The sequence below is a fragment of the Candidatus Aminicenantes bacterium genome, assembly GCA_026393795.1.
In the GTDB taxonomy this organism is placed as follows: Bacteria; Acidobacteriota; Aminicenantia; order UBA2199; family UBA2199; genus UBA2199.
In genome coordinates this window covers 35,176-47,579 of the sequence record JAPKZL010000229.1, presented here as the reverse complement: position 1 = coordinate 47,579, position 12,404 = coordinate 35,176, and the positions used below count along the sequence as shown (strand labels likewise).

The following is a 12,404-nucleotide window of genomic DNA, read 5'->3' as shown; positions in this document are numbered from 1 at the left end:
GGTTTTGAGCATGGTTTTCGGATATACGGTAGAGATGTTTTTGAGGATGTCTTCAAACAGCGGCAGGGGCATCACGCGGGATTCGGGATTATTGTAATGGGCATTCTGGCAGTACCAGCACTTGTGATTGCAAACAGTGCTGGTTTCGATCTGGGCGATCATGAGCTTAACCAGCAAACATTTTTTTCAGGTTCTTCATTGATAATTCTGCCTGACTGCTCTCATAAGCCCGGGCCCGCTTAAAGGCTCTTTGCTGCAATTTTCGGTAAAAATCGCCATCAGCATCTAGGTTCTGGATGGCCTCCCGATAGGCAGCTACTAATTTGTCTATTTCGGGATGTTCCAATTCAGTAGAACCCAACTCCACCCGGATACCGCTATCACCCAACGCTTCGGGAATCCCGCCCAGGGAATTGGCCACGGCTGGAATACCGTTTGCTGCCGCCTCAAGAATTACCCGGGGGAAACCTTCTTCGCTTAGTGAAGGAACCAGCAGCAACCCGATAGAATCATAAAATCGTTTGCAATCGGGATTCTCTCCCCACAGCTGCAAGTTTTTTGGAATTTTGTCGAAACGATGAGTATAATGCTTCCCAATCACTGAAAAATTCCAATCGGGAAGATCCAAGACCAAGCGATTGAAAATTTCATCACCCTTGTGCCTCCCTGCCGAATAGTACCCCGCTTGCTTTTTTTGGTTCCGCTTGTTTTTCAGCCTGTATTTCCCAAGATCGAAGAGGGGGTGCCATATGTCTGGGTTGAGTCCAAGTTCTTTTTTAATTTTTGCCCGCATGAAAGCGCTAACAGCAAACAGTTTTCTTTTTTTAAGGAATTTCAAGAAAAACGGCGAGCGTTGAAAAGAAGACAGATAAGCTGGGGAATGGAAAAAATGGGCGCCGGGAATGCTTAGGATCATGCCCGGCAGCAGCGAAAGAATGTCATCCTCGACAGTGATCAGGAAATTAATTTCACTTTCTAATATTTTTTGGTTCATCGATTTCAGTATATATTTTTGATTTTCAAACAGTTCGGTTTGATTGAGAGGCAATAATTCTTCATAAATCGGGATGTCACCCATCAGATAAGAAAATGATTTCAGGGTCTTGCCTCTTAACTCAGGAGCATGTTGCTGGACGGCCCGGTAAAATATTTTTTGTTTGAAGGGCTCATGGGTGCAATAGGTTAGAATTACTGCTCCATGCCCCTGGCTTGCGAGAAACTGAAGCAACTCCAGGGTGGAAGCAGATACCCCGTCGCAAAGAACTGGGTTGAAACGGTTAATATTTAAATATGCGATTTTTAATTTGGTTTGTTTCACTGGATTCTATATGTTTAAACAAACAACTGTACTGTTCACTCTGATATTTTAAAAGAAATTCGGTTGGGTTTCAATAGGCAATGCCCGATAGGAATCGCCTTTGCTTTTCGCCGGCGGATGTGGTAAAAAGTAAAATGCATACACAATCTCCCCAATCCTTCATCAGGCTGGATTTCGAACAGAGCAGCCATGAGTGGCTTTCCTGGCGCCGGGAAGGGATCGGCGCTTCCGACGCCCCGGTGATCATGGGCCTTTCCCCCTGGCAGAAAGAAGACGAACTGCTCCTGCTCAAGACGGGACAGAAGGCCGAAAGACCGGCCAATGACGCCATGGAGCGCGGCAAGCGGCTGGAACCCGTGGCCCGGCAGGCGTATGTCGACCACACCGGCATTGTGATTGAGCCGATGAGCGTCCAATCGCGCGAGCATGCCTGGATGCGGGCCAGCCTGGATGGGTTGAGCCCCGACAACAGTCACGTGGTCGAGATCAAATGCCCGGGGGAGAAGGACCACAGCCTAGCCGCAGCCGGCAGCGTTCCCGGCAAATACTACCCGCAGTTGCAGCACATCCTGGCTGTGACCGGTCTGACGGAAATTTATTACTGGAGTTTTCGCTACGGCCATACCGTATTGCTGAAAGTTGACAGAGATGAAACTTTTATCGCCGAGCTGCTAGAAAAAGAAGTCGCATTCTGGACGCGGGTCGCGGCGATTTCAGCCGGGCTTGCGTCGGCCGCCATATAAAAAGTCGAACTCGCTCGCCACTATCCCAGGGCAAGCGTTGCAACAATTCAACCGGATCAGGCCTTGGTCGTGCGTTCCAGGCGCTTCATCACCGAGAAAATGAACGTGGCCGAGAGCAGGGCGCAACCGACCAGGATCAGCCACAAGGCCCACAGGGGCACCTTCAGCCACAGCGAGCCGATGACGCTGAGTAGGTAGTTGCCCAAAGCGGTGGCTGTGAACCAGCCCCCCTGGGCCATGCCCTTGTACTTGGGCGGCGCCACGCGCGAGACGAACGAGATACCGATGGGACTGAGGAAGAGTTCGGCGATGGTCAGGATCAGGTAGGTGGAGATCAGCCAGTAGGGGGAGACCAGCATGCCGGCCGGCGCCACCAGGCCGCCCAGTTCCTTGGGGCTGGCCAGGCCGAGCGAGCCGACGATCAGGATGGAGAATGCCGCCGCGGTGAGCAGCATGCCGAAGCCGATCTTGCGCGGTGACGATGGTTCCTTTCCTTTGCGGTTCAGCCAGGCGAAGAAGGCGATCACCAGCGGCCCCAGGGCGACGATGAAAAAGGGGTTGAAGTGCTGGAATTTCTGCGGCGAGAACGGGTTGTTGGCGGTATAGCTGCTGTAACGGAAATAGGCCAGCAGGCCGAAAACGACAAAAGCGGCAGCGCCCAGCGCCTTGAACAATGGCTTGCTTCCCTTGCGCAGCACAAAAATCAGGCCGACAATGGCAAGGAATATGGGCAGCAGGGCGAAGAGATCGAACCAGAGGTTGGTGATCTTGCCCACGCTGGGCACGGTGTAGTCGCGGGCGAAGTAGGTCATGGTTACTCCGCTCTGGTGAAAAGCCATCCAGAAGAAGATGACCACGAAAAACACCAGGCCCAGGGCGGTGACCCGCTCCCGGGTCTGCTGCGGGGTGAGTTCGATCATCTCGGCTTTCAGGGTTGCTGATTTCGATTTCTGTTTTTCAGTCATGTCGGCTTTCTTGTAGTATTTGCGGAATCCCCAGAAGATCAGCATGGACAGGATCAGGCTGACGCAGGCCACGCCAAAGCCGTAGTGGTAGGACTTGCTTAAGGTATTGATGTAGTTTTCCGAGAACGGTTTCAGCGTGTCCAGGGTGACCGCGGCGTCCTGGGCGCGGGCGATGGCCAGATAACCGTTGACGTCGGCCAGGGTATTTTTCAGGAAGCTGTTGGCCATGGCCGGAATGCGGGCGTCGTAGAAATAATGGGCCGTGGACAGAATCCAGTTGCTGATCTTTTCGGCGGCGGTCGGGGCGAACACGGCGCCGATGTTGATGCCCATGTAAAAAATGGTGAAGGCCCGGTCGCGCTTGGCGCTGTACTGCGGGTCATCGTACTGGTTGCCGACCAGTGCCTGCAGGTTGCCCTTGAACATCCCGGTGCCCACGGCGATAACGGCCAGAGCCGCCAGAGTTAGGACGAAACCGCTGCCGATGCGCGTGGGCAGGGCCAGCAGCAGGTAGCCGCTGAACATGACCACCAGCCCCAGGCCGATCGTCTTGCCGTAGCCCAGGACGCGGTCGGCCAGCAGTCCGCCGAGCAGCGGGAAAAAGTATACGGCGGCCATGAAGAGGCCGTAGACCTGGCTGGCGGCGCCGGCGTCCAGACCGTACTTGGCCTGGACGAAAAGGACGAAGATGGCCACCATGGTATAAAAACCGAAGCGCTCTCCCATATTGGCGAAAAAGGCGACGAACAATCCTTTTGGATGCTCTTTAAACATCGGTCGACCTCCAGACGAGATTTTAAGCTTTAAAAATAATCATACCCGGGCGGGATTTTTTTTACAATCGCGGCATGCTAAAATGAGCGGTCGGAAGCGGATGGTCTTCATCCGCATCGGGAGGTCGCATGGATAGGAATGTTTTTTCGATGCAGCGCATGAGGGAAAACGCCCGCATCCAGCGCATGCCGGGCGGGAGCGGCTGGGGGCGCCTGGCCATTTTCTACTTCACCATTTTCGGCGTGGCCTTCTGCATCACCTGCCTCTACCACGGCATGCGCGGCATTATGCGCCTGGGTGGCATGGTCGCCTCCGGCGGCCCGTACGCCATCGCCCATCCCGCGCCGCCGTGGGTGTGGATCATGCCGCTTTCCATCGTCGTCGGCATGATCCTTTTTTTTGTCAACCTCTTCACCAGCCCCGCTGACGAAGGCATCAACCTGATGCCGCTGGCCTGGCCCGGGTTGTTCCTGTCCCTGGGCTGGAATTTCCTGGAGTTCACTTTTAATCCCCCGGGCGGCGGCCTGGCCTGGGGCTGGCTGATCTGCGGCGTGACCTTTGTCCTGATGGGCGGCTTTCCCCTGCTGCTCATTTTCAAGGCGGCGCGGGAAAAGCTGAAGTCCAGGCTGGCCGCTGGCGCCGGCGTAAAACCCTATGCCGGGCAATGGCTGCTGATCGCCGGCGGGATCGTATCGGGGATCGTTTTTTTTAAAAATGTGGTCGGGTAAACCATGAAAACCGCCTCCGCGCTCAAAACCGCTTCCGTGCGTTCCCTGGTCAACATCGGCTCGGTGACCGAGAAGAAACTGAATGCCATCGGCATCCTCAGCAAAGAGGATTTTTTAAGCCGGGACCCCTATGAACTATTTGAGGAATTGCGGCAAAAGGTCGATCCCACCCTCTGCCGTTGCGCCCTGGCTTCGATCGTCGGCGCCAAGCTCGGGCTGCCCTGGCACCGGATCACCAAGGTTTCGGCCGGCGAATATGAAAAGCGTCATCCCGGCCATGTTTGGGGGAAATGCTGAAAGGCGATCCGTTCTGCGTTTCGGTCCGGGCCTGGATCGCGGCCATTCCGCCCGGCAAGGTAGCCACCTACGGCCAGATCGCCCGTTTGGCCGGAAAACCGCGCGGGGCGCGCCAGGTATCGTGGATCCTCCATGCCCAGTCGGGAAAATACCGGCTCCCCTGGCAGCGGGTGATCGGGGCCAACGGCCGGATCTCCCTGCCGCTGAACCGCGGTTTTTTCGAGCAGCGGCGGCTCCTGCGCCGCGAAGGGCTGAAGGTCGACGATCGCGGCGGCGTCGATCTGAAAAAATTCCGCTGGCCGGCAGCGGGCGAATTTCCCCGGGGCTAAAAAAAAAGGGACCGGCCGGGCCGGTCCCTGAGAGTTTCCCAATCGAAGCGATTATTTGCTTTTGCGCAGCAGGATATCGCCGTTGAATGTTTTCAGGGTGATTTCCTGGCCGCCGCCGTTGATGGAACCGAACATGGTCTTGTCGATCCTTATCTGGTAGCGGCCGCCGTGGCTGCGCCTGTCTTCGACGGTCTTCTCGGTCTTGTTCTGCAGCGCCAGTTCAAAATCGCTGTAGATTTCGCCGTGGTTGTCGATCTTCATCTTGAAATCTGCCTTGGCCGTGGCCGGCAGGGTGATGTCGATGTCGCCGTTGAGCGTGATCAGCGACAGCGGTTTCTTGCCGTCGAGCCTGGTGAACGTGGCCGTGACGTCGCCGTTTACGGTCTGGGCCACGGCCGGCCCGCCGATACGCGTCAGGATGATGGCGCCGTTGACGTTGGACACTTCGATATCGCCGTTGACGTTCTCCACCGTGATGTTGCCGCTGTTGACGGTTGCCAGCTCCAGCGAGACGTTCACGGGAACCTGGATGAAGAGGTCGTTGTCTGTTTTCCAGGAAGGCATGTCGATCGCGATGACGTTATTGCTTTCCTCGACGTTCAGTCCGCCGCCGCTCGCCTTCAGGCGCTTCATGCCGGCGTGCTTGTCCGGCTTTTCTATTTCGTCCTCGCCTTCGGTTTCGTCTTCATCCTCGCCGACAACATGGCTGCGCGGCTTGCTCTCGACGATCACTTCCTTGCCTTCGTAGCCCGTGACCGTGATGCCGCCGTTGATCAGACTGGCTTTGACCAGGCCGGGTTTGCCCGGGTCGCTGAAGGGGACGGCCACCCGTTCCGAATCGTTATCCAGGGCCCACAGCGCGGTCGCGGCCGCAGCCAGGACCAGCAGGGTGAAAAAAAATCTTTTCGTGGTTTTCATGTTCATTTCTCCTTGTTTTTATTGGCGATGGCGATATCGCCGTTGAGCGTTTCCATGCGGATCTCGGGTCCGCCGGCGCCGATGCGCACGCCCTGAAAACGGTGGCTGCGGTAGATGAACCGGCCGTTTTTAGCGTGTTCTGTTTCCGCTTTGCCGGGCAGGGTGCTGGCCGGGAAATCGGAATAAATTTCGCCATTGAGGGTCCTCAATTGGAATTCGGCGGCCAGCTTGGTGCTGAAGCTGACATCCAGGTCGCCGTTGACCGTTTGGAAGGAACAGGCGGAAACGGGGTCCTCCCGGAAGCCGGCGCGGATGTGGCCGTTGACCGTCTTGCAGCTGGCCGGACCAACGATATCCTGCAGCTCGATGTGGCCGTTGACGTTGCGGACGATGAAGTCGCCCTTGACGTTTTTGACCAGGATGTCCCCATCGTTGACGGTTCTCAGGATCAGACTGGTCTGTTCCGGGACCTGCAGGGAGAAATCATAGATCACGATGTAATCGGGATCGGACCAGTCGACCGAGCGGTCGCGGCTGCGGAACGGGCCGTCGACATAGATATCCAGAAGGTTGTCCTTCTCGGCCATATTCAGCTTGACCTCGCGTTCGGCCTTGAGAAGTTCGTCCTGGTTGTCGGCGCGCAGGCATCGTTTGGCTTCCAGCCGCGCTTCGGACGTCGCGATGCCGCTGACAATGATCGAACCGAAAACGTTGTCGATCTTGACGGTTTTGGCCTTTTCGGGAGAGCTGAATTTGAAGACGTGCATGATCGAATCTTTCTTTTCCAAGCGAAAAGTTTCGTGGCCCGGCGCCAGCAGCGGGAACAGCGATGCCAGCAACAGGATTAGCAATAGTTTTTTCATTTTACCTCCTTGCCTCTGGGGCGTTAGGGAGGTAATACCCTGCGGCGCGGAAAAGGTGACAGCCGGAGCGGGCAAAAATTTGCTTTGCTTCATCGGCGGCTAAAGGATCTGGCTGATCCCCGACTGGGCCCTTTGCCGCACTTCGGGGAGGATCTGTCCGTCATTGACCAGTTTTTTCAATGCCGCGGCGGCGCGTTTTTCCTTCAATGAGACCATCAGGTCGATCAGGGCGATCTGCACCAATGGCGATGTCTGCCGGGAGAGCGAGGCGGTGATAGCGGCGCGCACTTCCTCGCGGTCGGCGAACAGGTACAGGGCATCCACGGCCGAAAGGCGCACGCTGACATTCGGATCGTCGTCCAGGATGGCGAGCAACGTTTTCAGCAACGCCGGATCGGGCTTTTGCAGCCGCGAGGTCAGGGAAACCCCCTGCAGCCGGGCCGATGCCGAAGGCTGCTGGAGCAGGGAGAGCGAGAACTGCTGTTGCAAGTTGTTCATTTCCCGGCTCAGTTGCTGGATCTGTCCGGAACCGCCCCCTGGACCGCTGCCCAAGAAAAACCCGCCGGCAAAGATGGCGATAACGACCAGGACCGTGGCGGCCAGGCGCAGCATCGGGGCGGACAGGAAGCGCCGCCACTGCTGCTGCCAGGCCGGGCGAAGCGACGCCGCCTTTTCCCGGCGCTCGAGTTCCAGCTGGCGGTAAAAATTGCGGCGCAGTTCCGGGCCGGGCTGCTCCTCGGCCAGGATGCCCAGGTGCGTCCAGGTCTCGTTCAGCTCCTGGAACTCATCGCGGCAGGCCGGGCAGGAATGCAGGTGCTCCCTAAGCCGGGACGCTTCGTCGGCGGCTAGGCCGTCATTCAGTAAATCAGGTATTTTTCCTTTGGCTTCCTGGCAATTCATCGGGTTTCTCCTTGCAGCTCCAGGTAATGGCGGCGCAGCTCCTTGAGCGAGCGGTGCACCAGCGCCTTGACGTTTTCGACGCTGCATTCGAGCAGGCGGGCGACTTCCTGGTATTTCAGGTTTTGAAAGCGGGAGAGGAGCAGCACTTCCCGCTTGCGTAGCGGCAGCCGCTCCAGGGCCCGGGCCAGCAAATCGGCTTCCTGATGGCTTTCGGCATATTGGGCCGGGCCGGGTTGCGGGCTGGGCTTCTCCTCGAAAAGGTCATCGATGGGAACTTCCGGGCGGCGGCTGCGGAGCTGGTCGATGTGCAGGTTGCGGGCGATCTGGTACATCCAGGTGCTGAACTTGCTCTCGCCGCGAAAGGTGTGCCTGTACTTGAGGATGCGCAGAAAAAGCTCCTGCGTCAGATCTTCGCTCAGCGGGCGGTCGGCGGTCAGGCGCAGGAAAAAATTGAACAAACGGACGTGGTACCGTTCGAACAGGACGGCCAGCATTTCCACCCGGCCCTCACGGACCTGGACCATCAGCTGTTCATCGTCCGGCATGGATGCTCCTCCCATTTTTGTCGCTTGTTCATTATAAAAGGAATACTCGCTTTTGGCAAAAAGGTTACAATAAAAATCGCGCCGGCAATTTGCCGCTTCCGGCCGCTTGTGCGATAATTGAGTCGGAAAAACCAATGCCCAATGAAACGAAACTTCCCGAAGCGCTGCTGAAATTTCTTGCCAGCCGGCCCGGGGCGCGATTGCAGCCGATCCGCTCCGAGGCTTCGCAGCGGCGTTTTTTCCGCATCAGCCAAGGCAAAACCACCCGGGTGGCCATGGTCTATCCCGAGCCGGCTCCGGCCGAAGTAAAACGGTTCCTGGCCGTCCATGAAATTTACCGCAGTCACAGGCTGCGCGTCCCCGTTATCGAGGAGGTTCTCGGCAACCAGGTGGTGATCCAGGAAGACGCCGGCGACCTGCTGCTGCAGAAGGCATGGCGCGAGCGCGCCCGCAGCGAGCGCCAATGCCTTCTGGATCAGTGCCGGGATATCCTGGGCAGGCTTGCCGCCGTGCCGCCGGCACTGGCCAAGATCTGCCTTGACCGCGCCCGGCAAAAATGGGAAATGGATTTTTTTGTCACCCATTTCTTTTCCTATTGGCCGGTCCGGGGCTGTAGCGAAGTCGGGTTGCGCCAGGGCCTTGGGGTACTTGTCGATGCCATCGCGCCCGAGTGCGTCTTCGCCCACCGCGATTTCCACTCGCGCAACCTGCTGGTCAGGGGGAACGAGATCATTATGGTCGATTGCCAGGATTCGCTCCTGGCTCCCCGCTGGTACGACCTCGTTTCACTGGCCTTCGATTCGTACCTGGACTTGGGGGCGGCGCGGGCCAGGCTGTTTCCCAACCTGGTCGCGAGCGGCATTGACCGGGAACTGCGCCAGCTGCGCCTGACCGCCCTTCAGCGCAACATCAAAGCCCTTGGCACCTTCGCCTATCAGATCCACGAGCGCCGGCACCCCGCCTACGCGCGCTACATTCCCCGCACCTTGCGCCACATTCGGGGCCATTTGCAGGTTTTGGCCGATCCAGAATTAGAGGTTTTGAACAAGTATTTTAATGCGTTGATCAAATAGTGATAAGTGACAAGTAACGAGTGACTAGTAAGAAGTAAAATTCAAAATCCCAAGCACCAAATCACAAACAAGCACCAAATTCCAATGACCAAATGACCAAAACGAAGATGGAAATTAAATATATTGCAAGAGATCTGCTTGTGGTAGGGAACGCAGATCTGCGTTCCCTACAGGAAGAAATCTTTAATGTCTTCGTTTAGGACATTGGAATTTGGAACTTGGAATTTATTTGGAATTTAGGATTTGTGATTGGGAAATTTAATCTTATTAAGCTTCTTTCTTCTTCTTTACATGTTACGCATTTCGCGTCCCCTTTGGGGACAAACAAATCAAATCCACCAGGACTGGTGGATGATTTGTGTTGTCACGCGTCACGAAGGAAAGCCATGGTATAATCGTTCTATGTTGAAGATCGGCACTTTATCCCTGGAACAACCCACGGTCCTGGCCCCCATGGCCGGGCTGACCGACCAGGTTCTGCGCCGGCTCATGGACGAAATGGGCGGCTGCGGCCTGATGGTCTCGGAGATGATCGCCGCCGAGGGGCTGCGGCGCCGCAACCGCCGCACCCTGGAAATGATCGCCGGCCTGGAAACCCGCGCCCCGCAGTTCATCCAGCTTTTCGGTGCCGCTCCCGAACCCCTGGCCGAAGCCGCGGCCATCGTTTCGGCCGAGACGGCTTTTGCCGGCATCGACGTGAACATGGGCTGCCCGGTTCCCAAGGTGGTGCGCTCGGGCGCCGGCGCCGGCCTGCTGCTCGACCTGCCGCGCCTGGCAACGGTGGTGGCCGCCGTCCGCCGCAGCACCCATTTGCCGCTGACGGTCAAGGTCCGCCTCGGGTTCAACCAAGTGAACGTCATGGAGACGACCCGCATCATCGAGGAACAGGGCGCCGACGCTGTTTCCGTCCATTTCCGTTTGAAGAGCGAAGGCTATACCGGCAGCGCCCACTGGGACCTGGCCGCGGCCGTCAAGGAGAACCTGCGCATCCCGCTGCTGGGCAACGGCGACATCATGACCGTCGCCTTCGCCTTGGAAAAATTGCAAATCGTCGACGGAGTGCTGATCGGCCGCGGGGCCCTGGCCAATCCCTACCTGTTCCGCGAGATCGCCGGGCAAACGACCGAAGAAGAGGACTTGGGAGGGTATGTCCGGCGCCTGGGGGATCTGATCGAGGAGCATTACCCGGAGAGAAAGCGCCTGGGCAAGCTCAAGGCCTTCACCCGCTTCCTGCTGCTCAGCCGCCCCGGCGCACGCTCCTGGAAACGGCGCATTTTCCTCAGCCAGGATTTCAAGGAAGCCCGTTCCTTTCTCGAGGAGACCTTCCCGTGCCGGTAGGGAGCGGCAACCTTGGGGCCGTGACCGTCGCTTTCAGCGGCGGCAAGGACTCCACCGCCGCCGTGCTCCTGCTCAGGGAGCAGGGCTATGAAGTTCGGGCCCTGACCATGCGCCTCGGATTGGCCAACGAGGATGAAAAACTGGCCAAAATTGAGAACCTGGCCCGGGCTGTAGCCGTCCCCTGGCATGTGAGCGATCTGCGCCACGCCTTCCGGGAAAAGGTTTTAACGTATTTTTTAGAGTCCTACCGGAGCGGCCAGACCCCGAACCCGTGCGTGGTCTGCAACCGTCAGGTCAAGTTCGGTTTGCTGCTGGCCGAGGCGGAAAAAAATTCCCGCGGCAGCCTTTTTGCCAGCGGCCATTACGCCGACAAGGTTTTCCTTAAAAAACAATGGTTTCTGAAAGAACCCATCGACCGCTGCAAGTCGCAGATCTATTTCCTGGCCATGATAGAGCCGGCCATACTGTACAGAGTCCTTTTTCCCATCGCTTCCTTGACCATCCAGCAGGTGAGGGCGAAAGTGGCCGGGCTGCCGCTGGCCAATCCCGAGGAAAGCCAGGATGTTTGCTTTCTGCAGGGGGAAACCTTAAGCGCCTATCTCTCCCGCCATCTCCCGGGGAATTTCATAGACGGCGATATTTTGGACACGCAAGGAAACACGATTGGCCACCATAAGGGAGCCATCCATTTCACTGTCGGCCAGCGCCGCGGCACCGGCCATGCTTCGGACCGCAGGCTGTATGTGGTCGGCCGCGACATAGCCGCTAAAACCGTCATCCTTGGGGACGAAAGAGATTTGCTTTCTGGATCCGTGACCGCGGCCAAGCCGGTCTTCTGGCGGCCGCTCATTGTTGGCGAAAAATTGTCGGTGAAGGTCCGCTACCAGCTTCACGGCCATGAGGCGGAGATAAGTGAAGTGTCGCCGGCGCTCATCCGCGCCGTTTTCAAGGAACCGGTCAGGGCGGTGACCCCGGGCCAGTTCGCCGTGTTCTACGACAACGACGTCATCGTCGGTGCCGGCGAGATCAGTCCCGACCCAACCAGTGATCATCAAGGAGGATGCCGATGAATAAAAAAATGTTGCGGCTGGTTCTTTTGTGCGTCGTCTTGGCTTTGGTCATAGCCTGCGGTAAAAAATCGGAAACGCCCCAGGCGCCGGTGGCCTCGGCCGAGAAGAAGGCCGCAGTCCCGGCCGATGCCGGAAAGGTGATCGTGGACGAGATCTTGGCCGCGTTCGACCAATGTGCCGCCGAAGCCGCCGCGCTGGCCAAGGACAAGCCGGAGGCCGCTGTGCTGATGTCGCAACTGGAAAAGCTCTATGCCGATTACGGAGTGAAAATGGCCGCCCTGAACGCGAGATTTCTGGCCCTCAGGGACCAGGATATCTTCATTTTCCGCCAGGCCAACGGTTACCTGAGCGACAATCGCCCCAAACATGTCTTCAACAAGGACACCGTCCTGAGTTCGGCCTACATCTACTACAATCTCGAGAAGGGCGAACCGGCCGTGGTCGACATGCTCTCCAGCAAGATCGTCAAATTGCTTGATGGCGCGGTAAAACAGTAGATCATTTGAATTCAATCAGGATGTAGGGGTTCAATATGATCTCAAT

General features: G+C 57.3%; 14 protein-coding genes. 8 read left to right on the top strand and 6 right to left on the bottom strand.

The genetic code is table 11. The features are described 5' to 3' along the window. Positions 1-166: 166 nt before the first annotated feature. Complete coding sequence (locus NTW95_11730) at positions 167-1,318, bottom strand: glycosyltransferase (GenBank protein MCX6558075.1); 1,152 nt, start codon at positions 1,316-1,318, stop codon at positions 167-169. 134 nt (positions 1,319-1,452) lie between these two features. Here NTW95_11730 and NTW95_11725 point away from each other — a divergent pair, with 134 nt between their 5' ends. Further along, complete coding sequence (locus NTW95_11725; protein ID MCX6558074.1) at positions 1,453-2,061, top strand: YqaJ viral recombinase family protein; 609 nt, start codon at positions 1,453-1,455, stop codon at positions 2,059-2,061. A 56-nt stretch (positions 2,062-2,117) separates the two neighbouring features. Here the strand turns inward: NTW95_11725 and NTW95_11720 are convergent, their stop codons facing one another. Beyond that, entirely contained in the window at positions 2,118-3,800 is a 1,683-nt protein-coding gene (locus NTW95_11720; GenBank protein MCX6558073.1) for a peptide MFS transporter, read from the bottom strand. A gap of 128 nt (positions 3,801-3,928) precedes the next feature. Between NTW95_11720 and NTW95_11715 the strand changes: the two genes are divergently transcribed. The 3 genes from NTW95_11715 to NTW95_11705 are packed head-to-tail and all read left to right on the top strand — an operon-like array spanning position 3,929 to position 5,154. Beyond that, positions 3,929-4,528 (top strand): hypothetical protein, encoded by a 600-nt coding sequence (locus NTW95_11715; protein MCX6558072.1) that lies wholly within the window; start codon positions 3,929-3,931, stop codon positions 4,526-4,528. Positions 4,529-4,531: 3 nt separating this feature from the next. Further along, positions 4,532-4,825, top strand: coding sequence for a TfoX/Sxy family DNA transformation protein (locus tag NTW95_11710; protein ID MCX6558071.1), 294 nt, complete (start codon positions 4,532-4,534; stop codon positions 4,823-4,825). Beyond that, positions 4,819-5,154, top strand: a complete 336-nt coding sequence (locus NTW95_11705; protein MCX6558070.1) for an MGMT family protein — start codon at positions 4,819-4,821, stop codon at positions 5,152-5,154. The genes NTW95_11710 and NTW95_11705 overlap by 7 nt, the downstream gene beginning before the upstream one ends. Before the next feature lie 51 nt (positions 5,155-5,205). Here NTW95_11705 and NTW95_11700 read toward each other — a convergent pair whose 3' ends face one another. From NTW95_11700 to NTW95_11685, 4 genes are all read right to left on the bottom strand, one after another. Then, complete coding sequence (locus NTW95_11700) at positions 5,206-6,072, bottom strand: hypothetical protein (GenBank protein MCX6558069.1); 867 nt, start codon at positions 6,070-6,072, stop codon at positions 5,206-5,208. 2 nt (positions 6,073-6,074) lie between these two features. Continuing rightward, entirely contained in the window at positions 6,075-6,935 is an 861-nt protein-coding gene (locus NTW95_11695; protein ID MCX6558068.1) for a DUF4097 family beta strand repeat-containing protein, read from the bottom strand. 99 nt (positions 6,936-7,034) lie between these two features. Beyond that, positions 7,035-7,835 carry a HEAT repeat domain-containing protein gene (locus NTW95_11690; protein ID MCX6558067.1) on the bottom strand — a complete coding sequence of 267 codons (801 nt, stop codon included), beginning with the start codon at positions 7,833-7,835 and terminating at the stop codon, positions 7,035-7,037. After that, on the bottom strand, positions 7,832-8,380 hold the full coding sequence (locus NTW95_11685) for an RNA polymerase sigma factor (GenBank protein MCX6558066.1): 549 nt from the start codon (positions 8,378-8,380) through the stop codon (positions 7,832-7,834). Before NTW95_11685 ends, NTW95_11690 begins: the two co-directional genes overlap by 4 nt. 134 nt (positions 8,381-8,514) lie before the next feature. Here NTW95_11685 and NTW95_11680 point away from each other — a divergent pair, with 134 nt between their 5' ends. The 4 genes from NTW95_11680 (at position 8,515) to NTW95_11665 (ending at position 12,358) form a co-directional block, all read left to right on the top strand. Further along, the gene (locus tag NTW95_11680) at positions 8,515-9,453 is read left to right on the top strand and encodes a phosphotransferase (protein MCX6558065.1); all 939 of its coding nucleotides are present in this window, start codon (positions 8,515-8,517) and stop codon (positions 9,451-9,453) included. Positions 9,454-9,855: 402 nt separating this feature from the next. Then, a complete protein-coding gene (locus tag NTW95_11675; protein ID MCX6558064.1) occupies positions 9,856-10,791 on the top strand; it encodes a tRNA-dihydrouridine synthase in 936 nt (311 codons plus the stop codon). Further along, the gene (gene mnmA, locus NTW95_11670; GenBank protein MCX6558063.1) at positions 10,782-11,861 is read left to right on the top strand and encodes a tRNA 2-thiouridine(34) synthase MnmA; all 1,080 of its coding nucleotides are present in this window, start codon (positions 10,782-10,784) and stop codon (positions 11,859-11,861) included. Before NTW95_11675 ends, mnmA begins: the two co-directional genes overlap by 10 nt. Continuing rightward, complete coding sequence (locus NTW95_11665; protein ID MCX6558062.1) at positions 11,858-12,358, top strand: hypothetical protein; 501 nt, start codon at positions 11,858-11,860, stop codon at positions 12,356-12,358. Before mnmA ends, NTW95_11665 begins: the two co-directional genes overlap by 4 nt. Positions 12,359-12,404 lie beyond the last annotated feature (46 nt).